Annotated in this window: 26 protein-coding genes; 15 read left to right on the top strand and 11 right to left on the bottom strand. The window is 73.7% G+C overall.

The window, feature by feature from the left end; genetic code table 11:
• Positions 1-640: sucrase ferredoxin (locus tag G3I41_RS09850; protein WP_164399838.1), on the top strand; the 640-nt coding region annotated here is incomplete at its 5' end.
• A 65-nt stretch (positions 641-705) separates the two neighbouring features.
• Here the strand turns inward: G3I41_RS09850 and aceB are convergent.
• Complete coding sequence (gene aceB / locus G3I41_RS09845; protein ID WP_164399837.1) at positions 706-2325, bottom strand: malate synthase A; 1620 nt, start codon at positions 2323-2325, stop codon at positions 706-708.
• 232 nt (positions 2326-2557) lie between these two features.
• The gene (locus G3I41_RS09840; RefSeq protein WP_164399836.1) at positions 2558-3151 is read right to left on the bottom strand and encodes a nucleotidyltransferase family protein; all 594 of its coding nucleotides are present in this window, start codon (positions 3149-3151) and stop codon (positions 2558-2560) included.
• A 185-nt stretch (positions 3152-3336) separates the two neighbouring features.
• Here G3I41_RS09840 and G3I41_RS09835 point away from each other — a divergent pair, with 185 nt between their 5' ends.
• Positions 3337-3651 (top strand): DUF5955 family protein, encoded by a 315-nt coding sequence (locus G3I41_RS09835; protein ID WP_203600642.1) that lies wholly within the window; start codon positions 3337-3339, stop codon positions 3649-3651.
• 21 nt (positions 3652-3672) lie between these two features.
• Here the strand turns inward: G3I41_RS09835 and G3I41_RS09830 are convergent, their stop codons facing one another.
• Together G3I41_RS09830 and G3I41_RS09825 are read right to left on the bottom strand one after the other, a co-directional pair.
• A complete protein-coding gene (locus G3I41_RS09830; protein WP_164399835.1) occupies positions 3673-4308 on the bottom strand; it encodes a response regulator transcription factor in 636 nt (211 codons plus the stop codon).
• A complete protein-coding gene (locus G3I41_RS09825) occupies positions 4305-5507 on the bottom strand; it encodes a sensor histidine kinase (RefSeq protein WP_164399834.1) in 1203 nt (400 codons plus the stop codon). The genes G3I41_RS09830 and G3I41_RS09825 overlap by 4 nt, the downstream gene beginning before the upstream one ends.
• Before the next feature lie 110 nt (positions 5508-5617).
• Between G3I41_RS09825 and G3I41_RS09820 the strand changes: the two genes are divergently transcribed.
• Complete coding sequence (locus G3I41_RS09820; protein ID WP_164399833.1) at positions 5618-6691, top strand: FtsX-like permease family protein; 1074 nt, start codon at positions 5618-5620, stop codon at positions 6689-6691.
• Complete coding sequence (locus G3I41_RS09815) at positions 6688-7368, top strand: ABC transporter ATP-binding protein (protein WP_164399832.1); 681 nt, start codon at positions 6688-6690, stop codon at positions 7366-7368. The genes G3I41_RS09820 and G3I41_RS09815 overlap by 4 nt, the downstream gene beginning before the upstream one ends.
• A 50-nt stretch (positions 7369-7418) precedes the next feature.
• On the opposite strand, the gene G3I41_RS09810 is transcribed toward G3I41_RS09815, so the two are convergent.
• A complete protein-coding gene (locus G3I41_RS09810) occupies positions 7419-8219 on the bottom strand; it encodes an IclR family transcriptional regulator (RefSeq protein ID WP_164399831.1) in 801 nt (266 codons plus the stop codon).
• A 313-nt stretch (positions 8220-8532) separates the two neighbouring features.
• Between G3I41_RS09810 and allB the strand changes: the two genes are divergently transcribed.
• Entirely contained in the window at positions 8533-9882 is a 1350-nt protein-coding gene (gene allB / locus G3I41_RS09805) for an allantoinase AllB (RefSeq protein WP_164399830.1), read from the top strand.
• Positions 9879-10994: an allantoicase gene (gene alc / locus G3I41_RS09800; RefSeq protein WP_164399829.1), complete on the top strand. Its 1116-nt coding sequence runs from the start codon at positions 9879-9881 to the stop codon at positions 10992-10994. The genes allB and alc overlap by 4 nt, the downstream gene beginning before the upstream one ends.
• A gap of 22 nt (positions 10995-11016) precedes the next feature.
• Here alc and G3I41_RS09795 read toward each other — a convergent pair whose 3' ends face one another.
• The 5 genes from G3I41_RS09795 to G3I41_RS09775 all read right to left on the bottom strand — a co-directional run bounded on the left by G3I41_RS09795 (position 11017) and on the right by G3I41_RS09775 (position 14592).
• Positions 11017-11847 carry an aldo/keto reductase gene (locus G3I41_RS09795; protein ID WP_164399828.1) on the bottom strand — a complete coding sequence of 277 codons (831 nt, stop codon included), beginning with the start codon at positions 11845-11847 and terminating at the stop codon, positions 11017-11019.
• Positions 11848-11931: 84 nt separating this feature from the next.
• Entirely contained in the window at positions 11932-12678 is a 747-nt protein-coding gene (locus tag G3I41_RS09790; protein WP_164399827.1) for an SDR family oxidoreductase, read from the bottom strand.
• A gap of 95 nt (positions 12679-12773) precedes the next feature.
• Positions 12774-13358 (bottom strand): TIGR03086 family metal-binding protein, encoded by a 585-nt coding sequence (locus G3I41_RS09785; protein ID WP_164399826.1) that lies wholly within the window; start codon positions 13356-13358, stop codon positions 12774-12776.
• 29 nt (positions 13359-13387) lie between these two features.
• Entirely contained in the window at positions 13388-13822 is a 435-nt protein-coding gene (locus G3I41_RS09780; protein ID WP_164399825.1) for a hypothetical protein, read from the bottom strand.
• A 125-nt stretch (positions 13823-13947) separates the two neighbouring features.
• Entirely contained in the window at positions 13948-14592 is a 645-nt protein-coding gene (locus tag G3I41_RS09775; RefSeq protein ID WP_164399824.1) for a TetR/AcrR family transcriptional regulator, read from the bottom strand.
• A 153-nt stretch (positions 14593-14745) separates the two neighbouring features.
• Here G3I41_RS09775 and G3I41_RS09770 point away from each other — a divergent pair, with 153 nt between their 5' ends.
• Entirely contained in the window at positions 14746-15675 is a 930-nt protein-coding gene (locus G3I41_RS09770; protein WP_164399823.1) for a DMT family transporter, read from the top strand.
• A gap of 5 nt (positions 15676-15680) precedes the next feature.
• On the opposite strand, the gene G3I41_RS09765 is transcribed toward G3I41_RS09770, so the two are convergent.
• Positions 15681-15884 carry a hypothetical protein gene (locus tag G3I41_RS09765; RefSeq protein ID WP_164399822.1) on the bottom strand — a complete coding sequence of 68 codons (204 nt, stop codon included), beginning with the start codon at positions 15882-15884 and terminating at the stop codon, positions 15681-15683.
• Between the two features lie 146 nt (positions 15885-16030).
• Between G3I41_RS09765 and G3I41_RS09760 the strand changes: the two genes are divergently transcribed.
• The 8 genes from G3I41_RS09760 (at position 16031) to G3I41_RS09725 (ending at position 24224) form a co-directional block, all read left to right on the top strand.
• Entirely contained in the window at positions 16031-17251 is a 1221-nt protein-coding gene (locus tag G3I41_RS09760) for a histidine kinase (protein ID WP_164399821.1), read from the top strand.
• Entirely contained in the window at positions 17248-17925 is a 678-nt protein-coding gene (locus tag G3I41_RS09755) for a response regulator transcription factor (protein WP_164399820.1), read from the top strand. The genes G3I41_RS09760 and G3I41_RS09755 overlap by 4 nt, the downstream gene beginning before the upstream one ends.
• A gap of 213 nt (positions 17926-18138) precedes the next feature.
• The gene (locus G3I41_RS09750) at positions 18139-19314 is read left to right on the top strand and encodes a cytochrome P450 (RefSeq protein WP_164399819.1); all 1176 of its coding nucleotides are present in this window, start codon (positions 18139-18141) and stop codon (positions 19312-19314) included.
• A 171-nt stretch (positions 19315-19485) separates the two neighbouring features.
• Positions 19486-20469 carry a sugar ABC transporter substrate-binding protein gene (locus G3I41_RS09745; RefSeq protein WP_164399818.1) on the top strand — a complete coding sequence of 328 codons (984 nt, stop codon included), beginning with the start codon at positions 19486-19488 and terminating at the stop codon, positions 20467-20469.
• Complete coding sequence (locus G3I41_RS09740) at positions 20466-21512, top strand: ABC transporter permease (RefSeq protein WP_164399817.1); 1047 nt, start codon at positions 20466-20468, stop codon at positions 21510-21512. Before G3I41_RS09745 ends, G3I41_RS09740 begins: the two co-directional genes overlap by 4 nt.
• Positions 21509-22339, top strand: coding sequence for an ATP-binding cassette domain-containing protein (locus tag G3I41_RS09735; protein WP_164399816.1), 831 nt, complete (start codon positions 21509-21511; stop codon positions 22337-22339). The genes G3I41_RS09740 and G3I41_RS09735 overlap by 4 nt, the downstream gene beginning before the upstream one ends.
• 111 nt (positions 22340-22450) lie before the next feature.
• On the top strand, positions 22451-23614 hold the full coding sequence (locus tag G3I41_RS09730; protein ID WP_164399815.1) for an ROK family glucokinase: 1164 nt from the start codon (positions 22451-22453) through the stop codon (positions 23612-23614).
• Positions 23615-23627: 13 nt separating this feature from the next.
• Positions 23628-24224 carry a hypothetical protein gene (locus G3I41_RS09725; RefSeq protein ID WP_164399814.1) on the top strand — a complete coding sequence of 199 codons (597 nt, stop codon included), beginning with the start codon at positions 23628-23630 and terminating at the stop codon, positions 24222-24224.
• Positions 24225-24390: the final 166 nt, after the last annotated feature.

Here is a 24390-nt window from a genome sequence, read left to right as displayed (position 1 = left end):
CGTCCTGCGGTACGACGCCACCGGCGCGCACCGCCAGCAGTGGGGGACCTGGGAGCGCGAGGAGGACCTGGCGCTCGCCGCCTCCGCGCTCGGCGCGCCCGGAGACCTCGGCCACCCGCCGGTCGTCCTGGTCTGCGCGCACGGCCGGCACGACACCTGCTGCGCGCTGCGCGGACGCCCGGCGGCCCGTGCGCTGGCCGAGCGGTGGCCCGGCCTCGTATGGGAGTGCACCCATGTGGGCGGTGACCGGTTCGCCGCCAATGTGCTCGTCGCACCCGACGGCGTGTACTACGGCGGCCTGGACGCCGCCTCGGCCGTCACCGTGGTCGAGCAGCACCTCGCCGGCCGCGTCCACGCGGCACACCTGCGCGGGTACACCGACCTGGTCCCGGCCCAGCAGGCGGCGGTCGCGGCGGTGCTCGCCCGGTACGGCCCGGCGGGCCGCCACGACTACACGGTCACCGGCACCACCCGCTCCGGCCCGCACTGGCTGATCCGCGTCACCGGCCCCCCGCCCCACGCGACCGCGTACGACGTGGAGATCACCGCCCACCGTGCCGCACCGCACCAACTGACCTGCAACGGCCCGGCCACGAGCGCGGCCATGCTCCACGAGGTGACGTCGGTCCGGGCCGGCTGAAGACGGAGGCCCCGCCCCCGGTGGCGTACACCAGGGTGCGGGGCTTCCGGGAGAGCTACGGACCGTCAGCGCAGCCGCTCGTACGCGGGCAGGGTCAGGAAGTCCGCGTAGTCCTGGTCCAGGGAGACCTGGAGGAGCAGGTCGTGGGCCTCCTGCCACTGGCCGGCGGCGAACGCCTCGTCGCCGATCTCCGCGCGGATCGCGGCCAGTTCCTCGGCGGCGACCTTGCGGGCCAGGTCCGCGGTGGCGTGCTCGCCGTTCTCGAAGACCACGTCCGCGTTGATCCACTGCCAGATCTGCGAGCGCGAGATCTCGGCGGTGGCCGCGTCCTCCATCAGGTTGAAGATGGCGACCGCGCCCATGCCGCGCAGCCACGCCTCGATGTAGCGGATGCCGACGGCCACGGCGTTGCGCAGACCGTCGTACGTGGGCTTGGCGTGCAGGGTGTCGATGGCGATCAGGTCGCCGGCCGCCACCGAGACGTCCTCGCGCAGGCGCTCCTTCTGGTTCGGCTTCTCGCCGAGGACCGCGTCGAAGGAGGCCATGGCGATCGGGACGAGGTCCGGGTGGGCGACCCAGGAGCCGTCGAAGCCGTCGTTCGCCTCGCGGTCCTTGTCGGCCTTGACCTTCTCGAACGCGACCTTGTTGACCTCGGCGTCGCGGCGGGACGGGATGAAGGCCGCCATGCCGCCGATCGCGTGCGCGCCCCGCTTGTGGCAGGTGCGGACGAGGAGTTCGGTGTACGCCCGCATGAACGGGGCGGTCATCGTCACCGCGTTGCGGTCCGGCAGGACGAACTTGGCGCCGCCGTCACGGAAGTTCTTGACGATGGAGAACAGGTAGTCCCAGCGGCCCGCGTTCAGCCCGGAGGCGTGGTCGCGCAGCTCGTACAGGATCTCCTCCATCTCGTACGCGGCGGTGATCGTCTCGATCAGGACCGTGGCGCGGACGGTGCCCTGCGGGATGGACAGCGCGTCCTGGGCGTAGACGAAGATGTCGTTCCAGAGGCGGGCCTCCAGGTGCGACTCCGTCTTCGGCAGGTAGAAGTACGGGCCCTTGCCGAGGTCGATCAGGCGCTGGGCGTTGTGGAAGAAGTAGAGGCCGAAGTCGACCAGCGCGCCGGGCACGGGGGTGCCGTCGAGCTGGAGGTGGCGTTCGTCCAGGTGCCAGCCGCGCGGGCGGGTGACGACGGTCGCCAGCTCCTCGGCCGGCTTCAGCGCGTACGCCTTGCCGGACTTCGGGTCGGTGAAGTCGATGGAGCGGTTGTACGCGTCCATCAGGTTGAGCTGGCCGAGGACGACGTTCTCCCAGGTGGGGGCGGAGGCGTCCTCGAAGTCGGCGAGCCAGACCCTCGCGCCCGAGTTCAGGGCGTTGATGGTCATCTTCCGGTCGGTCGGACCGGTGATCTCCACCCGGCGGTCGTTCAGCGCGGCGGGGGCCGGCGCGACCTTCCAGGAGTCGTCCGCACGGATCGCCGCGGTCTCCGGCAGGAAGTCCAGCGTGGAGGTGCGGGCGATCTCGGCACGGCGCTCACCGCGGCGGGCGAGCAGCTCGTCGCGCCGGGGCGTGAACCGGCGGTGCAGCTCGGCCACGAACGCGAGGGCCGCGGGGGTGAGGACCTCGTCCTGCCGGGGCAGGGGCTCGGCATCGACGATGGCCAGCGAGGACGGCGCTGGTGCGGACATGAGCTGTCACTCCTTCAGCGGGCGGTGCGGACGGCGTCACGGCCGCCGGGCCGCCCGATTCGGCACGGCGTGCCAGGGCTCCGGGATACGGCTGTGGCCGCCGTCTGAGGTGCAGAGGGCTTCTGATCAGTGGATAGTAGTTTCCTCATGGTGGAAGTTCAATGGTTTGTTGATGTCGAGATTCTTCGGGTCGACAGAACAGCCGGGGTGTCGGCGCAGCGTGCCAGGGTGGTCACTCCAGGTGCGAAAGGTCCGCCGGAGTGTCGATGTCGTACGCCTGTGCTACGTCGCCGCACTCCACGAGCGTCAACGCCTCCCGGTGCGCCCGCAGATAGGCCCGGGCCCCCTGGTCGCCCACCGCGCCCGCCGCGATGTCCGCCCACCGGTCCGCCCCGAACAGCACCGGATGGCCGCGTTCCCCCGCGTACGAGGCCGCCGCCAGGCTCGTCCGGTCCCGGTACGCCGCACCCACCCGGGCCACCGCCTCCGCCCCGATGCCCGGCTGGTCGACCAGGAGGACGAGCACCGCGTCCGCGCCCGTCCCCGCGAGCGCGTCCAGCCCCGTCCGCAGCGAGGAGCCCATGCCCTCGGTCCACTCCGGGTTGACGCTCACGGAACAGCCGTCCAGCTCCGCCCGGGCGGCGACCTCGTCGGCCGAGGCGCCGAGCACCACGTGGACCGGGCCGCAGCCGCCCGCGCGCAACGTGTGCACCGCGTGTTCGACGAGCAGTCCGCCACGGTGTCCCAGCAGGGCTTTCGGGCGTCCGCCGAGCCGGCGGCCCCCGCCCGCGGCGAGCAGGAGTCCGGCGATCTGTGCGTGTGTCATGCCGCCTGGATACCCCACGGCGGCCGCTCCCGCCCACCGCCTCGTACCTCTACGCGGTGTGTTGCGTACGCGGAGTGGCGCTCGGCACCTTTTATGGCGTTAACTTGCCCGCACCCCGGGACACTTGACCACGGTCCGGGGACCGGCGGGAACGACACCGGCACAAGGACGTGCGAGGGGGAGCTTTGTTGAAGAGTGTGGGGCAGGAGCGGGTGACTGGCAGCGGTGAGGACCCCAGAGTGGTGGAGCTCCACACGGCGGTCTCCCGGCTTCGGCGGGCCCTGGCCGGCCACCCGGGGCGGTTCCCCGACCGCGCCGTCGCCGAGGACGAGCTCGCGGCGCTGGACGCGATGGCGCGCGGCGGTGCGCCCGAGATCCCCCGGCTGCGCCGCTCGCTGCTGCTGATCGCGGGGGCGATCGGCTCGGTCAGCGCGCTGGCCGCGGCCCTGCGGGACGTCCGGGTCGCCGTCGACCTCTTCGGGGAGCCGCCGCAGCGCTGACCGGGCCCGGGCAGGCCGTGGTCAGCGGCGGATGAGCCTGCGGGCCGTCGCCGCCGCCACGGCGGCCGTGCGCGAGTCGACGCCCAGCTTGGCGTAGATGTGCACCAGGTGGGACTTCACGGTCGCCTGGCTCAGGAACAGCCGCTTGCTGATCTCCGCGTTGGACAGGCCCTCGCCGACCAGCCGCAACACCTCCAGCTCGCGCTTGGTGAGCGCCTGGGCCGGTGTGCGCATGCGGTCCATCAGCCGGTGCGCGACGGCCGGGGCCAGCGCCGAACGCCCGGCCGCCGCCGTACGGACCGCCGCCGCCAGCTCCTCGGGCGGCGCGTCCTTCAGCAGATAGCCCGCCGCCCCCGCCTCGACCGCCGCCAGGATGTCCGCGTCGCTGTCGTACGTCGTCAGGATCAGCACCCGGGGCGCGTCGGGCGCCGCCGTGATCGCGGCGGTCGCCTGCGCGCCGTGCATCCCGGAGCCGAACTGGAGGTCCATCAGCACCACGTCCAGCCCGCCCGCCGCCGCCCGGGCGACCGCTTCCTCGGCGGTGGCGGCCTCCGCGACGACCCGGAAGTCCGGCTCGGTGTCCAGGACGGCCCGCAGCCCCGCGCGGACCACCGGATGGTCGTCGGCGAGCAGCAGCCGGACGGGCTCCGCGCTCACGCCGCCTCCCGCCCGTACCGGCCCGCCGGCAGCGGCAGCGTCAGCGCGACGGCGGTGCCCTGGCCGGGCGCCGACTCGACGCTCAGGGTGCCGCCGAGCGACCGGGCCCGGGAGCGCATCGCGGGCAGCCCGAAGCCGCCGGACTCCGTGGCGCCGGCCGCCGGCACGTCCTGCGCGAAGCCGCGTCCGTCGTCCACCACGTCGAGCGACACCGAGGTGTCCATGAAGCTCAGCGTGATCTCCGCCCGGCCCGCCCCGGCGTGCCGCACGGTGTTGGCCAGCGCCGACTGGGCGGTCCGCAGCAACGCCACCTCGTACGGTGTCGGCAGCTCCACCGGTGAGCCGCTGACCGCGAACCGCACGGTGAGCGCGGACGTCGTGGAGCGGGCGGACAGCCGTTCCAGGGCCGCCGTCAGGGACCCGTTCGCCAGGTCCGGCGGGGTCAGCGCGCGGACGAAGCGGCGCGCCTCGGCCAGGTTGTCCTGCGCCGCCTCGCGCGCCCGGTGCACATGGGCGGCGGCCGGTGCGTCCTCGGGCAGCGCGCGTTCGGCGGCGCGCAGGAGCAGCTGGATGGAGGACAGGCCCTGCGCGAGGGTGTCGTGGATCTCCCGGGCCAGCCGCTCGCGTTCGGCCAGCGTGCCCGCGGTGCGCTCCGCGTCGGCCAGCTCCGCACGCGTCGCGACCAGCTCCTCGATGAGCTCGCGGCGCCGCTCGCTCTCCCGGAACAGCGCCTCGTAACCGAGGACCGTGGCGACGGCGACGGCCGCGCCGAGCAGCGGACCGATGAACGTGCCGGGGGTGACCGCCTGCCCGTGCAGCAGGAAGCTCGCGATGGCGGCGCACGCCGTCACCGCCACGGCGGGCAGGCCCCAGCGCGTCGGCAGCAGATGCAACTGGAGGAAGTAGAGCGGGAAGGCCACCCACAGCGCGTCCGGCGACAGCACGAGCAGCGCCGCCCACAGCACTCCGAGCACCGCCAGCCACCCCGCGCCCGCCCGGGTCCCCGGCTGCACGGACCCGGCCGCCGCCCCCGCCCCGTACACCGCCGCCAGCACCCCGGCGACCGCTGTCACCGCGCCGGGGTGCGGGCCGTCGTCGGCGAACGCCCTGACGGCGGTGAGCGCCAGCAGGCCGAGCAGCAGCCCGTGCAGACACAGCCGCAGCGCGGCGGCGACGGGGGGGTGGACACGCGTTTCCATGATGAATCAAGCGTAGGCGCGGGCGGCCCGGGGCCGGTCAACCGAAAGGTTGATGTCGTCACCAGCCCGGGGGCGATGTATCCGGAGCGGGGGGAAACGACGCTGGATCCATGTTCGTCGCATGGAGAGACCTACGCTTCGCCAAGGGCCGGTTCGCGCTCATGGGCACGGTGATCGTGCTGATCACCCTGCTCGTGGGCCTGCTGTCCGGCCTGACCGCCGGGCTGGCCCGGGAGAACACCTCGGCCGTCACCGGGCTGGACGCCGACCACCTCGCGTTCGCCGCCCCGCCGGACGGCCGGTCGGTGTCCTTCACCGATTCGGCCGTCGGCGAGGACGCCGTACGCGCCTGGGCCGGGCGGTCCGGCGTGGAGTCGGCGCACCCGCTCGGCATCCGCACCCTGAACGCCACCGCCGGTACGGGGGAGCGCACCGCCGCCGTCTCCGCGTTCGGCGTCGAGCCCGGCAGCGGCCTGGCACCCGCCCGGGTCGGCCCCGGCGAGGTGGTGCTCTCGCGCGGGGGCGCCGACGAGCTGGGCGTGCGCCCCGGCGACCGGCTGACCCTCGGCGGCCGGGAGGCCACCGTGGCCGCCGTCGCGGGCGACGCCTCGTACAGCCACACCCCGGTCGTGTGGACCGACCTCGCCGACTGGCGGCGGTCGGGGAGCGGGGACGGACGCGCCACCGTGATCGCCCTGACCACCACCGGCGGCGTCGATCTGGCCGCCGGTGACCGGGCGGCGGGCACCCGTACGCTCCCGCTGGACGACTCCCTGACCGCCATCGGCTCCTACCAGGCCGAGAACGGCTCCCTCCAGCTGATGCGCGGCTTCCTCTTCGCCATCTCGGCCCTGGTCATCGGCGCGTTCTTCACCGTCTGGACGATCCAGCGCAGCGGTGACGTCGCCGTGCTCAAGGCGCTGGGCGCCTCCACCCCCTATCTGCTGCGGGACGCGCTCGGACAGGCCGTCGTGATGCTCGCCCTCGGTACGGGACTGGGCACCGCCCTCGCCTCCGGCGTCGGCGCCCTGGTCTCCGGCGGGTCCGTGCCGTTCGTCCTGGACGCGGCGACGGTTCTCGTCCCGGCCGCCGTGATGATCGCCCTCGGCGCGGCCGGTGCCGCCCTGTCCATCCGGCGGATCACCGCCGTCGACCCGCTCACCGCGCTCGGGAGTGCCCGATGACCCTCACGCTCACCGGTGTCACCCTCACCTACCCGGACGGCGACGGGCACCTCACCGCGCTGGACCGCGTGGCGCTCGACGTGCCCGCCGGCACCCTCACGGCCGTGGTCGGCCCGTCCGGGTCCGGCAAGTCCAGCCTCCTCGCGGTGGCCGCGACCCTGGTCGCCCCGGGCAGCGGCGCGGTCGTCGTCGCCGGTACGGACACCACGGGGCTCGGGCGCGCGGAGAAGGCGGCGCTGCGCCGGGAGCGCGTCGGCATCGTCTTCCAGCAGCCCAACCTGCTCCCGTCCCTCACCGCCGTCGAGCAGCTCCAGGTGATGACGCACCTCTCGGGCGGCCGGGCCGGGGCCGCCCGGACCCGGGCGCTCGGCCTGCTCGACGCGGTCGGCCTCGCCGGGCAGGCCGGCCGCAGGCCCCACCAGCTCTCCGGCGGACAGCGCCAGCGGATCAACATCGCCCGGGCCCTGATGAACGACCCGGCCCTGCTCCTCGTGGACGAGCCGACCAGCGCCCTCGACCACGAGCGCGGCGCGGCCGTCCTGGACCTGCTGGTGACGCTGACCCGGCAGCGGTCCACGGCGACGGTCCTGGTCACGCACGACCGCACCCACCTGGACCGCGTGGACCGGACGGTCACGATGCTGGACGGCCGCCTCACGGTCCCGGCGCCGGCCTGAAACGCGGCGGGCCCGGACCTCTCGGAGGTCCGGGCCCGCCGCGTGGCCGCTCAGCCCGCGGCGCCGCTGCTCGCCAGCGCGTCCGACAGCTCCTTGGCCGCCTGCTGGAGGATCGGCACGATCCGCTCGGTGGCCGCCTCGGTGACCCGGCCCGCCGGGCCGGAGATCGAGAGGGCGGCGGAGGTCGGGGAGTCGGGCACCGAGACCGCCAGGCACCGGACCCCGATCTCCTGCTCGTTGTCGTCCACCGCGTAGCCCACCCGGCGCACCTGCTCCAGCGCCTCCAGGAAGCCGTCGGGCGTGGTGATCGTCTTCTCGGTGGCGGCGGGCATCCCGGTGCGGGCGAGCAGGGCGCGCACCTCGTCCGGCGGGGTGTGCGCGAGCAGCGCCTTGCCGACGCCCGTGGAGTGCGGCAGCACCCGGCGGCCCACCTCGGTGAACATGCGCATCGAGTGCTTGGACGGCACCTGCGCCACGTACACGATCTCGTCGCCGTCGAGCAGCGCCATGTTGGCCGTCTCGCCGGTCTCCTCGACCAGCCGGGCCAGATAGGGGCGCGCCCAGGTGCCGAGCAGCCGTGCGGCGGACTCGCCGAGGCGGATGAGGCGGGGGCCGAGCGCGTAACGCCGGTTGGGCTGCTGACGTACGTAACCGCACAGGACCAGCGTGCGCATCAGGCGGTGGATCGTGGGCAGCGGGAGTCCGCTGCTCGCGGAGAGCTCGCTCAGGCCGACCTCGCCCCCCGCGTCGGCCATCCGCTCCAGCAGGTCGAAGGCGCGCTCAAGGGACTGCACACCACCGCTGGAACCGGCGGGCTTGGAGTCGGAAGTGCTGGCGTGGGACGGCGGCACGTCAACGGTCCTTTCGAAGCGGGGGAGCAAGGCAGCAGCCTACCGGGCCCTTTCCGGCCCGCCCACAGCCGACGGGGGCCGTCAGGGCCGGTCAGCGCCCGTTTGTCCGGGTGTCCGCAGGCCGTGCGGTGCTCCGGCCGTGCGGCACCTGGCCCATTCTACGTTCCGCACTCCGAAATTAACCTTCTACTTCGTGGAAACCTCCAGGGCGGCTCCGGAAGCCGGCGGGGTGGTGGGAGGGGTCTTGACGGGTCGCGCTCCCGAGTGAAGACTCCTTCAACAGTTCGTTGAAAGTGCGAAGTGAGGAGCACCGGTGGCCGGTCCGGACGTGAAGCTGGTACTGCGCTCGACGCGCGTCGTCACCCCCGAGGGGACGCGGCCCGCATCGGTCGCCGTCACCGGCGGGACCATCGACGCCGTTCTGCCGTACGACACCGGGGCCCCGGCCGGAGCCCGCGTCGAGGACTTCGGGGACGACGTCCTGCTGCCCGGCCTCGTGGACACCCACGTCCACGTGAACGACCCCGGCCGTACCGAGTGGGAGGGCTTCTGGACCGCCACCCGCGCGGCGGCGGCCGGCGGCATCACCACGCTGCTCGACATGCCCCTCAACTCGCTGCCGCCCACCACCACCGTCGAGAACCTGCGGATCAAGCAGGGCGTCGCCGCGCCCAAGGCGCACGTCGACACCGGCTTCTGGGGCGGTGCGATCCCCACCAACGTCAAGGACCTGCGTCCGCTGTACGAGGCCGGGGTCTTCGGTTTCAAGTGCTTCCTCTCGCCGTCCGGCGTCGAGGAGTTCCCCGAGCTGGACCAGGAGCAGCTGGCCCGGTCCATGGCCGAGATCGCCGGGTTCGGCGGGCTGCTCATCGTGCACGCCGAGGACCCCCACCACCTGGCCTCCGCGCCGCAGCAGGCCGGACCGGCCTACGCGGACTTCCTGGCGTCCCGGCCGCGCGACGCCGAGAACACCGCCATCGAGGGACTGATCGCCCACGCCCGCCGGCTGAACGCCCGCGTCCACGTCCTGCACCTGTCCTCCAGTGACGCGCTGCCGCTGATCGCCGCCGCCCGGCGCGAGGGCGTCCGGCTCACCGTCGAGACCTGCCCGCACTTCCTCACCCTCACCGCCGAGGAGGTCCCCGACGGGGCCACCGAGTTCAAGTGCTGCCCGCCGATCCGGGAGGCCGCCAACCAGGACGCGCTGTGGCAGGGGCTCGCCGACGGCACCATCGACTGCATCGTCTCCGACCACTCGCCGTGCACCACCGACCTGAAGACCCCGGACTTCGCCTCCGCCTGGGGCGGCATCTCCTCCCTCCAGCTCGGCCTGCCCGCCATCTGGACCGAGGCCCGTCGGCGCGGCCACACCCTGGACGACGTCGCCCGCTGGATGTCCGCCGCCCCCGCCGCCCTGGCCGGGCTGCACCGCAAGGGCGCCATCGAGGCGGGCCGCGACGCCGACTTCGCGGTCCTCGCGCCCGACGCCACCTTCACCGTCGACCCGGCCGAGCTCTTCCACCGCAACCAGGTCACCGCGTACGCCGGCCGCACCCTGCACGGCGTGGTGCGCTCCACCTGGCTGCGCGGCGTGCGCATCGCCGCCGACGGCGTCCTCACCGAACCCACCGGCCGCCTCCAGACAAGGGACCCCCGGGCATGACGGCGACAGCGCACTTCACCGGCGACGCGAACCCGTACGGCGGCGGCGACCCGTACGCCGACTACCGCACCGCCGACCACCCCTTCACCCACCTCGTGGACCTCGCCGACCGGCGGCTCGGCGCCGGCGTGATCGCCGCCAACGACGAGTTCTTCGCGGAGCGCGAGAACCTGCTCACGCCGGAGCCCGCCCACTTCGACCCGGAACGCTTCGGGCACAAGGGCAAGATCATGGACGGCTGGGAGACCCGCCGCCGGCGCGGTGCGAGCGCCGAACGGCCGCACCCGGTGGACGAGGACCACGACTGGGCGCTGATCCGCCTCGGCGCCCCCGGCATCGTGCGCGGCCTGGTCGTGGACACCGCCCACTTCCGCGGCAACTATCCGCAGGCCGTCTCCGTCGAGGCCGTCTCGCTGCCCGGCTCGCCCTCGCCGGAGGAACTGCTCGCCCCGGACGTGAAGTGGACGACGCTCGTCCCCCGCACCGCCGTGGGCGGCCACGCGGCCAACGGGTTCGCCGTCGACGTGGAGCGCCGCTTCACGCACGTGCGGCTCAACCAGCACCCGGACGGCGGCATCGCGCGCCTCAGGGTCTACGGCGAGGTCGCCCCGGACCCCGGCTGGCTGACCGCGCTCGGTACGTTCGACGTCGTCGCCCTGGAGAACGGCGGCCGGGTCGAGGACGCCTCCGACCGCTTCTACTCCCCGGCGACCCACACCATCCAGCCCGGCCGCTCCCGCAAGATGGACGACGGCTGGGAGACCCGCCGCCGGCGCGACCGGGGCAACGACTGGATCCATTACCACCTGGTGGAAGAGGCGGACATCCGCGCCGTCGAGATCGACACCGCGTACCTCAAGGGCAACGCGGCGGGCTGGGCCCGGCTCACCGCCCGGGACGCGGAGACCGGCGAGTGGACCGAGTTCCTGCCCCGGACCCGCCTCCAGCCCGACACCGACCACCGCTTCGTGCTGCCGGAGGCGGTGCGCGCCGACCAGGTCCGCGTCGACATCTTCCCGGACGGCGGCATCTCCCGGCTCCGCCTCTTCGGCTCCCTCACCGAACGCGGCACGGCCCGGCTGGCCGCCCGCCACGCGGAACTCGGCGGCTGAGGCGCCGGGGCCCCGGGGAGCGTCAGAACTCCTCGTGCTCCTCGGGGTCCCCGCCGAACCGTTCCCGCCGCCCGTTGGAGATCCGTCCCAGCTCCTCGGGCGTCAGCTCGAACCCGAACAGGTCCAGGTTCTCCCGCTGCCGCCCCGGATCGGCCGACTTCGGGATCGGCACGGCCCCGAGCTGGGTGTGCCAGCGCAGCACCGCCTGGCCCGGGGTGACGCCGTGCGCCTCGGCGACGGCCACCACCTCCGGGTCGGCCAGCAGGTCCCGGCCGCGCCCCAGCGGGCTCCAGCTCTGCGTGACGATCCCCATCGCCGCGTGCACCGCGCGCAGCTCCTCCTGGGGCAGCCGGGGGTGCAGCTCGACCTGGTTGACGGCGGGCACCACGCCCGTCTCCTCCTCCAGCCGCCTCAGGTGTCCGGCGGTGAAGTTGGAGACCCCGACCGACCGGACGAGCCCTTCCTCGCGCAGCTTGACCAGCGCCCGCCAGGTGTCCACGTACAACCCCACCCTGGGCAGCGGCCAGTGGATGAGATAGAGGTCGACGTAGTCCAGGCCGAGGTTGCTCCGGGACTCCTCGAAGGAGGCGAGCGTCTTCTCGTAGCCGTGGTGCCGGCCGGGCACCTTCGTCGTGACGAAGACCTCCTCGCGGGGCACTCCGCTGCGGGCGACCCCGCGCCCGGTCCCGGTCTCGTTGCCGTAGTTCAGCGCGGTGTCCACGAGCCGGTAGCCGAGGTCCAGGGCTCCGGAGACAGCCTTCTCGGCCGCGTCGTCGTCCAGCGGATAGGTACCGAGCCCGACCGCCGGAATCGTATGGCCGTCGTTCAGGGTGTGCACCGGGATACCGGACATGATCGTCCCTTCTCGTCGCCTGCCGTTGCGGGGCATGCCGCCCCGCCCAGCGTAGGCGGGGCGGCGGCGGTCGGCAGGGCGGCGTCAGGCGGCGTGACCACCGTCCACGACCAGCTCGGCCCCGGTGACGAACGCGGCCTCCGCGCCCGCGAGGTACGAGATCAGCGCGGCGATCTCCTCGGCCGTACCGAACCGGTCCAGCGCGTTGGCCGCGCGCTGACCGTCGGCGAAGGGGCCGTCGGCGGGGTTCATCTCGGTGTCCACGGCGCCCGGCTGGACCAGGTTGACCGTGATGCCCCGCGGGCCCAGTTCGCGGGCCAGCGGCTTGGTCAGGCCGGAGAGCGCGGACTTGCTCATCGCGTAGAGCGTTCCGCCGGGTCCGCCCGCGTGCCGGCTCAGGGCCGTACCGAGGGAGATGATCCTGCCCCCGCGCTCCATCACCTCGGCCGCCGCCCGGCAGGCCAGGAACACCGCCCGGACGTTCACCGCGAGGACCCGGTCCACGTCGGCGGGCGTCAGGGTGCCGATGGGCCCGAGGACGCCGATCCCGGCGTTGTTCACCAGGATGTCCAGCCGCCCGAGCTCCGCCGCCGCCCGGTGCACCGCCGAGGCGGCGGCCTCCGGGTCGGCCGAGTCGGCCCGGAGGGCGACGGCGCGGCGGCCGGTCGCCTCGATCGCGGCGACGACCTTCTCGGCGGCGCTCTCGTCCTGTACGTACGTCAGTGCCACGTCGGCGCCCTCCCGGGCGAGCCGCAGCGCGGTCGCGGCGCCGATGCCCCGGCTGCCGCCGGTGACGAGCGCGGTGCGGGGGGTGGTCGGGGTGGTGTTCATCGTGATTCCTGTCGGTCGCCGGTCGTGCTGACGAGAACCAGGAAAGCCGGTCGGGGCCCCGGTGACCGGCGGGAAACGGACGCCGAATCGGAGCGTCACCGCCAGTCCGGCGAGCGGCCGAGCGCCGCCAGTACGCGGGGCAGCGGGCCCTCGTCCGCCACCGGCAGCGCGGGCCGGAAGGCGGCGTCCGGTCCTTCGCGCGCCGGTCCGTCCGGGACGCGCAACGCGTAGGGCAGGGCCGCCTTAAGCACCTCGTCCGGCAACGCGAGGGGCAGGCCGAGCGTCACGGCCGCGTCCCAGGAGTGCACGACGTAGTCGATGAAGTGGAACCCCATCGCGACGGCCCCCGGGAACGTCGTCCCCGTGCTGATCTCCGGCAGCGCGAACCGTCCCTCCGGCGCCCCCGGCAGCGCGAACGCGTCGAGCACGGCCCGGGCCGTCCCCCGGTACCAGGCCGCCGGGTCGTCGCCGGCCGCGCGGTGCGCCCAGGCGGCCGGGTCGGCCCCCTCGCCCCGCGCGGCGGCGGCGAAGCCGAGGTGCTGCCCGCCCATGTGCTCCACCAGGGTGCGCAGCGTCCAGCCCTCGCACGGGGTGGGCCGGTCCCAGTCGCCGGTGCCCGCGCGGCCGACGACGCGCACGGATTCCAGTACCGCGATCCGGTCGAGCTCGATGATGTCCATGGTGCGTCCCCTCGTGGGCGGAAGGTGTGTCAGGGCGCGCCGACAGGCCACGGCACGGCCTCGGACACCAGCCGCCACGCGGAGTCGTACACCGCCGAGCGGCTGGTGAAGGGGGCCGTCCAGGTCGCCGAGCGCAGGGTGCCCCCGTCCCGGTGGGCCCGGACGATCGCGCGGTGGTCGGGGCGGGCGACGAAGCCCATGAGGTGCTCCCGGGCCGTCCAGACGGTGATCGAACCGGACCGGTCCATCCGGGGCCCCGCGTCCGCCCAGAGCCACATGCCGACCGCGCCCGGTGTCCGGGGCCAGGTGCGGCGGAGCCGCACGCCCGCCGCGCCGACGGAAAGCGTGCGCCACGGGCGGTGCGTGACGAACTCGGTGACCGCGACCAGCACGTCCGCGCCGGGTTCCACGGCCCCGGCGGCGGGCCCCGGCTGCCACCGGGTGCTCCAGAGAATCTGCGGCACGGTCGCTCTCCTTCTGGCACGCGGGGTCGTCCGGCGCGGGTGCCCGCGGCGGATGCCCATGACGATACAAGTAGACGAACGGTCGTGCTATTGGTTTGGCCGAAGCGCGTCGGCTCCCGCGCGGCCTACGCCTCCGCGGGCACCGACGACGGGTCCGCCGCCACCGCCCGGAGCCGCCCCAGGATCGCGCGCCACGCCCTCGTGTAGCTCTCGGCGCTGCCGCGCAGCACGGAGTCGCCGTTCGCCAGTTCCAGGAACGCGATGATCTCGAAGGCCAGCTGCGCGGCGTCGCAGTCGTCGCGGATCTCGCCCAGGGTCCGCGCCTCCTCGATCCGCCGCTCCACGAAGGCGAACCACCCGGCCTGCGCGGCGGCGAGCGCGTCGTGCACCGCGCCCTGGCGGGCGTCGAACTCCGCGAGCGCCGCGTAGAAGAAGCAGCCGCCGGGGAAGACCCGGTCCCGCGAGTAGGCGATCCAGGACTCGCACATCCGCCGCACCCGGCCCAGCCCGGCGGGCGTCTCCCGCGTGGGGACCACCACATGCTCGTCGTGGACCGCGACGGCCGCCCGGACCGTCGCCAGCTGAAGCTCCTCCTTGGAGCCGAACAGCGCGAACACGCCGCTTTTGCTCAGCCGGAGGTCCGTGGCCAGCCGGCCGAGCGACAGCCCGTCGAGACCTTCCACCGAGGCGACCGCGGCCGCCCGGGCGAGAACCAGCTGCCGGGTGCGGTTGCCGCGCTCGACCCTGCCGTCCTGGCGTGTTCCGGCCATCCGGTGACTCCGTGCTCCGATGAGGTGCGGGCGGCCCGCGTCGGGCGCGTCCGGGGGCTCGTCATTCTAGGAGGGCGCCCGGTAGCGTGATCGTTCCCCAGTGCGAGCCGGTGTCGTCTCCACGTCGTCCCTGTGGAGAGAGCAGGAGCCCCGTTGTCCTCCGCCGCCGTCCCCGCCCCGCTGCTCGCCCCGCCGCGCCGGGCCTGGCTCACCGATCTGCCCGTCCTGCTGGTCGCGGTGGTCTGGGGCTCCAGCTATCTCGCCGCCAAGGGCATCACCACCCCGCGGACCGTCGTCGCCGTGCTCGTGCTGCGGTTCGCCGTCGTGCTGCCCGTCCTCGCGGTCGCCGGGTGGCGCAGGCTGCGCGCCCTGAGCGCGGCGCAGTGGCGGGGCGCCGGGCTGCTGGGCCTCGTGCTCAGCGGGATCTTCCTGGTGGAGACGTACGGCATCGTGCACACCTCGGCGACCAACGCCGGGCTCATCATCAGCCTCACCATGATCTTCACCCCGCTCGCCGAGGCCGCCGTCACCCGGACCCGGCCGACGGGATCCTTCCTCGCCGCCGCCGGGCTCTCGGTGGCCGGGGTGGTGCTGCTCACCCAGGGCGGCGGCTTCACCAGCCCCTCGGCCGGTGACCTGCTCATGCTGGCCGCCGCCCTGGCCCGGACCCTGCACGTCCTGCTCATGGCCCGCATCAAGTCGGTCGAGGGCGCGGACGCGCTGTCCCTGACGACCGTGCAGCTCGGCGGCGCCGTCGCCGTCTTCGCCCTGCTGGCCGCCGCGCCGGGGACGGGCGCGGCACCCTGGACGGTCGCCGCCGGATTCGGGGCCCGCGAGTGGGGCGGGCTGCTCTTCCTCTCGGTGTTCTGCACGCTCTTCGCGTTCTTCGTGCAGATGTGGTCCGTCCGCCGCACCTCGCCGTCCCGGGTCAGCCTGCTGCTCGGTACGGAACCGCTGTGGGCCGCCGCCGCCGGCATCGCGATCGGCGGCGAGCGCCTGGGCACCGCCGGGGCGGCGGGCGCCGTGCTGGTGCTCGCGGGAACGGCCTGGGGGCGGCGCAGCGCGGACCGGGGCGCGCCCTGACCGGCTCACTCCTTGATCGCGTCCGCCGCGACCATGACGGCCACCCCCGCCACCACCAGCACGATCGACACGAAGACCGGGTACTCGGCGGCGAACGGCAGCCGCTGCACCAGGCTGAAGAAGCGGAACCAGTCGAACCACACATGGAGCAGCCCGGCGACCCCCTGGACGAAGACCAGGAAGCCGGCCGTCTCGCAGAATTTCTTCATGGCCCCGAGCCTGGCCGCCCGGGCGGCGCCGCCGCGTCGGCCGGTGGGCTGCCCGCCGGGTCCGAAAGTCTCCGCCTCCGCGACTTTGGTCGCTCCCGCGCCCCGGACACCCCGAACCCGCCGCCCACGTGCGTAGCTTTGTCGACATGACGCGTACGGAGTACCCCTGGCTGCTGCCCTCGGCGATGGCCGGACCCGAGCTGCCGGGCGACCGCGGCCGGTCCCGCCGCACCGTGCGGGACTGGGCCGTCGACCTCACCGCGTTCCTCTGCGCGGCCGGTATCGGCCTGGCGACGCTCGCCGCGATCGAGGCCGACCCCACCACCCCGGACGCCTTCGTGCTGGTCGACTCCCTCGTCGGTGCCGCCGCCTGCTGCGCGCTGTGGTTCCGGCGCCGCTGGCCGGTCGCGCTCGCCGTCGTCCTGACCCTGCTGGCCACCGTCGAACCGGTCGCGGCGGGCGCCCTGCTCGTCGCGCTGTTCAGCCTGGCCGTCCACCGGCCGTTCCGCCCGGTCGCCCTCGTCGGCCTGGGGGCCCTGGCCGCCGCCCCCGTACAGCCGTACGTGCGCCCCGACCCGGACACGTCGTTCCTGGCGTCCACCGTCATCGGGCTCCTGCTGATCCTGCTCGTCCTCAGCTGGGGCATGATCGTGCGCTCCCGGCGCCAGCTCGTCGTCTCCCTCCGGGAACGCGCCGTGCGCGCCGAGACCGAGGCCGCCCTCCGCGCCGAGCAGGCCCAGCGGCTCGCCCGCGAGGAGATCGCCCGCGAGATGCACGACGTGCTCGCCCACCGGCTGACCCTGCTCAGCGTCCACGCCGGGGCCCTGGAGTTCCGGCCCGACGCGCCCCCGGCCGAGGTCGCCCGCGCCGCCGGGGTCATCCGGGACAGCGCGCACGAGGCGCTCCAGGACCTCCGCGAGATCATCGGCGTACTCCGCGGCCCCCGCGACGGCGACCCCGACGGCAACCGTCCGCAGCCGACCCTCGCCACGCTCGACGCCCTCGTCGCCGAGTCCCGGGAGGCGGGCATGCGGGTCGCCCTGGACAACCGCCTCGCCGACCCGGGCGCCGTGCCCGCCGCCTCCGGGCGCACCGTCTACCGCATCGCCCAGGAGGCGCTGACCAACGCCCGCAAGCACGCCCCCGGCGCCGAGGTCGCCGTCGCCGTCACCGGCGGACCCGGGCAGGGCATCACCGTGGACGTGCGCAACCCGGCCCCCACCGCACCCTTCACCCCGGTCCCCGGTTCCGGCCAGGGGCTCATCGGCCTCACCGAACGGGCCACGCTCGCCGGAGGCCGCCTCGACCACGGGCCCGCCCCCGGCGGCGGGTTCGCGGTGCGGGCCTGGCTACCGTGGGCGTCATGACCGACGCGCCTGTCCGGCTCCTGATCATCGACGACGACCCGCTCGTCCGGGCGGGGCTGACCCTGATGCTGGGCGGCGCCGACGACATCGACATCGTGGGCGAGGGCGCCGACGGCAGCGAGGCCGCGGAGCTGGTCGACCGGCTGCGGCCCGACGTGGTCCTGATGGACATCCGGATGCCGGTCATGGACGGCCTGGCCGCCACCGAAGCGCTGCGCGCCCGGCCCGACGCGCCGGAGATCGTCGTCCTGACCACCTTCCACGCCGACGAGCAGGTGCTCCGCGCCATCCGCGCCGGGGCCGCCGGCTTCGTCCTCAAGGACACCCCGCCCGCCCGCATCGTGGAGTCGGTGCGCCGGGTCGCGGCCGGCGACCCGGTCCTCTCGCCCGCCGTCACCCGGCAGCTCATGGCCCGGGCGGCGGGCGCCGGGCAGGAGGAACGCGTCGACCGGGCCGCCCGGGCGCGCGAACGCATCGCGCTGCTCGCGGACCGGGAGCGCGAGGTGGCCGTCGCCGTGGGGCGGGGCCGGTCCAACGCGGAGATCGCCGCGACGCTCTACCTCAGCGTCGCCACGGTGAAGACCCAGGTCTCCCGCATTCTCGCCAAGTTCGGCTTCAACAACCGCGTCCAGATCGCCCTGCTCGTCCACGACGCCGGTCTGCTCGACGACTGAGGCCTGTCCGGGGCCCGCCCGGCGGATGCTCCGCGGAACAGGCCCCGGACGCCGGGCTGCTCGACGGCCAGGGCCTCCGGCGGATCTCCGCCGGACGGGACCCCAGAGCGGATCGAATCCGGCCTGAAGCCCCTCGTTCCCGGCAGGCATCCCGGCTTAGGCTGAACGGGCCGGTCCTCGGAACGGGGACGACACGACCGGGAGGGCGGGCCCATGACCGAAGTCGACGTGGATCTCAGCGGGTTGGCCGACTTCACCGCGGATCCGTACCCCTACTACGAGCGGATGCGCGCGACCGGACCCGTCCACCTCGTCCGCACCGACGAGTTCGACAGCATCTGGCTCGTCGTCGGCTACGACGAGGGCCGGGCCCTCCTGGCCGACCAGCGCTTCGGCAAGGACTGGCGGGCGCTGCCCGGCGAGACCGGCGGCGACCCGATCAACGCCAACATGCTGGAGACGGACGCTCCCGACCACACCCGGCTGCGCAAGCTCGTCGCCCGCGAGTTCACCCCGCGCCGGATCGAGGCGCTGCGCCCCCGGGTCGAGGAGATCACCGGCGAACTCCTCGACCTGATGGTCCCCGAAGGCCGCGCCGACCTCGTCGACGCGCTCGCCTTCCCGCTCCCCATGACCGTGATCTGCGAGCTGCTCGGCGTCCCCGACCTGGACCGGTCCGCCTTCCGCAAGCTGTCCAACGGCGTCGTCGCCCCCGCGGACGCGGAGGAGGAGGGCGAGGCGGTGCGCGCCATGGGCGCCTACCTCACCGAGCTGATCGAGGAGAAGCGCCGCTCACCCGGTGACGACCTGCTCAGCGCCCTGATCGACGCCCGCCACGAGGACGACGACGCGCTGTCGCCCGACGAGCTGGTCGGCATGGCCTTCCTGCTGCTCGTCGCCGGCCACGAGACGACGGTCAACCTCATCTCCAACGGTGTCCGCGCCCTCCTCGCCCACCCCGACCAGCTCGCCGCGCTCCGCGCCGACCTCTCGCTGCTCGACGGCGCGGTCGAGGAGATGCTGCGTTACGACGGCCCCGTGGAGACGGCCACCCTCCGGTTCGCCCGGGAACCGGTCGAGGTCGCCTCCCGGACCATCGGGACCGGCGACGCGGTCCTCGTCTCCCTCGCCGGCTCTGACCGCGACCCGGCCCGCTACCCCGAGCCCGACCGCTTCGACATCCGCCGTGACACCCGCGGCCACCTCGCCTTCGGCCACGGCATCCACTTCTGCCTGGGCGCCCCGCTGGCCCGGATGGAGGGCCGCATCGCGATCCGTGCCCTCCTCGAACGCTGCCCCGGTCTGGCGGCCGACCCCGGGGCCGCCCCGTTCGACTGGCTGCCCGGCACCCTGATCCGGGGGGTGCGCCGCCTGCCGGTGCGCTGGTGAGCGACGCGCCGCCGGCCTCTTCGTGCCCCTCCGGGTCGCGGCGGCGCGGGCTCGGGGATACTTGCCCAGCCGGGCCGGGACCACAGGGCCCCGGCACCACCGGCAGCAGCACAGCGAGCAGCACAAGAAGGGCACGGCGTCGTGGCAAGGGTTCGGACAGGGGTACGTGCGATGGGCGCCGTGCTTGCGGCGGTGCTGGGGGTGTCCCTCATGGGATGCAGCAGCACCGGCGGCAAGCGGGCGGAGGAGCGTGCGGCCAAGGCCGCGGCCGAAGGCCGGGCCGCGGTGAACACGCCCCGCTGGACGTTCGCCATGGTCACCCACTCGGGCGACGGCGACACCTTCTGGGACATCGTCCAGAAGGGCGCCGACATGGCGGCCAAGAAGGACAACATCAACTTCCTGTACTCGAAGAGCGACGAGGGCCAGCAGCAGGCCCAGCTGGTCCAGGCGGCCATCGACAAGAAGGTCGACGGGCTGATCGTCACGCTCGCCAAGCCCGACGCCATGAAGGACGTCGTCGCCAAGGCCGTTCGCGCGGGCATCCCCGTGATCACGGTGAACTCCGGCTCCGCCGAGTCCAAGGCGTACGGCGCGCTCACGCACATCGGCCAGGACGAGTCCATCGCCGGTGAGGCCGTCGGCGACGAGCTGAACAAGCGCGGCCGCAAGAAGGCCCTCTGCATCCTCCACGAGCAGGGCAACGTGGGCCACGAGCAGCGCTGCGCCGGCGCGAAGAAGACCTTCGACGGCACGATGCAGAACCTGTACGTGGAGGGCACCAACATGCCCGACGTCCAGGCGTCCATCGAGGCGAAGCTCCAGTCCGACAAGGACATCGACGCGGTCGTCACGCTCGGCGCGCCCTTCGCGGACGCCGCCGTCAAGGCGAAGAAGACCGCCGGCAGCAAGGCCGAGGTCGACACCTTCGACCTCAATGCCACCGTCGCCGCCGGGCTGAAGTCCGGGACCCTCGGCTTCGCCGTCGACCAGCAGCCCTACCTCCAGGGCTACGAGGCCGTCGACCTGCTCTGGCTCTACCGCTACAACCGCAACGTCCTCGGCGGCGGCCGCCCGGTCCTCACCGGCCCGCAGATCATCACCTCGAAGGACGCCGCCCAGCTCGCCGAGTACGCCGACCGGGGCACCCGATGACCGCCGGGCCCGGATCGACCGCCGTCGTGGACGAACGGCTGCTGCGCACCTCACCGCTGCGCCGGCTGCTCGGCCGCCCGGAGCTGGGCTCGGTCGTCGGCGCGCTCGCCGTCTTCCTCTTCTTCGCGGTCGTCGCCGACAGCTTCCTGCGCGTCACCAGCTTCGGCACGGTGCTGTACGCGGCCTCCACTATCGGGATCATGGCGGCTCCGGTCGCGCTCCTGATGATCGGCGGCGAGTTCGACCTGTCGGCCGGTGTGATGGTCACCAGCTCCGCGCTGGTCTCCTCGATGTTCAGCTACCAGATGACGGCCAACGTCTGGGTCGGCGTCCTCGTGTCGTTGCTGGTCACGCTCGCCTTCGGCGCGTTCAACGGCTTCATGCTGACCCGTACGAAACTGCCCAGCTTCATCATCACGCTGGGCACGTTCCTGATGCTCACCGGGCTCAACCTGGGCCTGACCAAGCTGATCAGCGGGACCGTCTCCACGAAGGGCATCGGCGACATGGAGGGCTTCCCCTCCGCCCGCAAGCTCTTCGCCTCGTACTGGACGGTCGGCGGCGTCGAGCTCAAGGTGACGCTCCTGTGGTGGGCCGGACTGGTGGCCGTCGCCACCTGGATCCTGCTCCGCACCCGCTTCGGCAACTGGATCTTCGCCGTCGGCGGCGGTGCCGACGCGGCCCGCGCGGTCGGCGTCCCGGTCATCCGCACCAAGATCGGGCTCTACCTCGGCGTCGCCTTCGCCGCCTGGGTCTCCGGGCAGCACCTGCTGTTCAGCTACGACGTCGTGCAGTCCGGCGAGGGCGTCGGCAACGAGCTGATCTACATCATCGCGGCCGTCATCGGCGGCTGCCTGATCACCGGCGGTTACGGCTCCGCGATCGGCTCGGCGGTCGGTGCCCTGATCTTCGGCATGACCAGCAAGGGCATCGTGTACGCGGAGTGGAACCCGGACTGGTTCAAGTTCTTCCTGGGAGCGATGCTGCTCCTGGCCACCCTGCTCAACGCATGGGTACGCAAGCGCGCGGAGGCGACGACATGACGGCCCCCAAGGCCCCGGAGGGGCCCGAGGAAACCGGCCGGCAGGCCCTCGTCGAACTGGACGACGTGGCCAAGTACTACGGCAACATCAAGGCGCTGGAAGGCGTCTCCCTGGAGGTGCACGCGGGCGAGATCTCCTGCGTGCTCGGTGACAACGGCGCCGGCAAGTCCACCCTCATCAAGATCATCGCGGGGCTGCACCGGCACGACGCCGGACGGTTCCTCATCGACGGCGAGGAGACCACCCTCGCCAACCCGCGCGACGCCCTCGACCGGGGCATCGCCACCGTCTACCAGGACCTCGCGGTCGTCCCCCTGATGCCGGTCTGGCGCAACTTCTTCCTGGGCTCCGAGCCGACCACCGGCGTCGGCCCCTTCAAGCGCCTCGACGTGGGACTGATGCGCGAGACGACCCGCTCGGCGCTGCTCCGCATGGGCATCGACCTGCGCGACGTGGACCAGCCCATCGGCACCCTGTCCGGCGGCGAGCGGCAGTGCGTGGCCATCGCGCGCGCCGTCCACTTCGGCGCCAAGGTCCTCGTCCTGGACGAGCCGACGGCCGCGCTCGGCGTGAAGCAGTCCGGGGTCGTCCTGAAGTACATCGCGGCCGCCCGGGACGCCGGTCTCGGCGTGGTCCTCATCACGCACAACCCGCACCACGCGTACCTCGTCGGTGACCGGTTCGTCCTCCTGAAGCGGGGCGCCATGGCCGGCAGCCACACCAAGGAGAGCGTCACGCTGGACGAACTGACCCGGCAGATGGCGGGCGGCAGCGAGCTGGAGGAGCTGAGCCACGAGCTGGAGCGCACCTCCGGAGACACGGTGTAGCGAAGGCGCCCGGCGTCCCCGCCGCCCCCGGGGTGGCAGAATCGGGGCAGACGGGCGCCGTCCGCCACCGGGATCACTCCTGACCCGGTTACCCCAGACCTGTCAGGGACGATGAGCACGTACCGCGACTTCGCACACCGCGGCTCCGCCCGCGCGACCGTCCTGCGGACCGTGGGCACCCGGGAAAGGCGCTCGCACCTCACGGCGCCCCGGGTCCCCACCGTCGGCATCGACATCGGCGGCACCAAGGTCATGGCCGGTGTCGTGGACGCCGACGGCACGATCCTGGAGACCGTGCGCACCGAGACCCCGGACAAGTCCAAGAGCCCCAAGGTCGTCGAGGACACCATCGTCGAGCTGGTCCTCGACCTCTCCGACCGGCACGACGTGCACGCGGTGGGCATCGGCGCGGCCGGCTGGGTCGACGCCGACCGCTCCAAGGTCCTCTTCGCCCCGCACCTGGCCTGGCGCGACGAGCCCCTGCGCGACGCCCTCGCCTCCCGGCTCGTCGTCCCCGTCATGGTCGACAACGACGCCAACACCGCGGCCTGGGCCGAATGGCGCTTCGGCGCGGGGCGCGGCGAGGACCACCTCGTCATGATCACCCTCGGCACCGGCATCGGCGGCGCGATCCTGGAGGACGGCCAGGTCAAGCGCGGCAAGTACGGCGTCGCCGGTGAGTTCGGCCACATGCAGGTGGTGCCCGGCGGCCACCGCTGCCCGTGCGGCAACCGCGGCTGCTGGGAGCAGTACAGCTCCGGCAACGCGCTGGTCCGCGAGGCCCGCGAGCTGGCCGCCGCCGACTCGCCGGTGGCCCACGGGATCATCGAGCGCGTCAAGGGCCACGTCCCGGACATCACCGGACCGCTCATCACCGAACTGGCCCGCGAGGGCGACGCGATGTGCGTCGAGCTCCTCCAGGACATCGGTCAGTGGCTCGGCGTCGGCATCGCGAATCTGGCCGCCGCGCTCGACCCCTCCTGCTTCGTCATCGGCGGCGGGGTCAGCGCCGCCGACGACCTGCTCATCGGTCCGGCCCGGGACGCCTTCAAGCGCCAGCTCACCGGCCGCGGCTACCGCCCCGAGGCCCGGATCGCCAAGGCGCAGCTCGGCCCGGAGGCCGGTATGGTCGGCGCGGCGGACCTCGCCCGGCTGGTCGCGCGGCGCTTCCGCCGCACCAACCGCCGCCGCGTCGAGCGGTACGAGCGGTACGCGCAGATCTACGACCAGGCGGCGAGCACCCTCCGCAGCAACCGCAACACCCGCACTTCCTAGGGGCCCCACACCCATGACCGCAGCCGAGCACCCCGTCGTGCCGCGCCAGTCCCCGCCGCCGGACGAGGGCGACGGGCCGCCCTCCGAGACCCGCCGCCAGCTGATCCGCCGGCGCCTGATCACGGCGACGATCATCGTGCTGCTCATCGGCGTCCCCGCCGGATACCTGCTGATCTCGGCGGGCCAGAGCCGCCGCTCCGGCCAGGACAAGGCCGCCGAGGCCGCCGCGCAGGGGCTGCGTCCCGGCTGGCCCTCCCGGATGCTGCGCCGCATCTTCGAGGTGCCGATCCCCGGTTACGCGACCGAGGTCCAGTACTACGAGACGAACAACTGGAAGGCCAGCCGGATGTACGTGCAGTTCCGCACGACGTCCAACGGCCTGGACGCCTTCCTCAACGACATCGGCACCGGCCGCGCGGCCCTGGAACTCGGCAAGGTCACGGTCAGCGAGCGCGACACCGAGATCGCCGGCTGGTACTTCGGGGACGGCGTCTCCTGGGCGGGCACCACCCATACCAACAAGGACCCGCGCCCCACCCAGGACATCACCGTGGACATGACGGACCCGACGTCACCGGTCGTCTACGTCGTCTCCGCCGCGACCCCCTGACCCGTCGCCCGGTGCCAGCGCCTGCACGTCGGCGTACGGGAGCGCTTCGCCCCGCACCGGGCCGCCGTCCCGGATCGCGGCCGCCGTGGACACGACCCCCGCACCGGCGGATCGTCCCGCAGCACCCGGGCCGTCGGCGCCCCGGCCCCGGCCGCCGCGACGGCCT

It is taken from the genome of Streptomyces sp. SID9727 (genome assembly GCF_010550605.1).
GTDB lineage: Bacteria > Actinomycetota > Actinomycetes > Streptomycetales > Streptomycetaceae > Streptomyces.
This window is presented reverse-complemented; position numbering and strand designations above follow the sequence as displayed.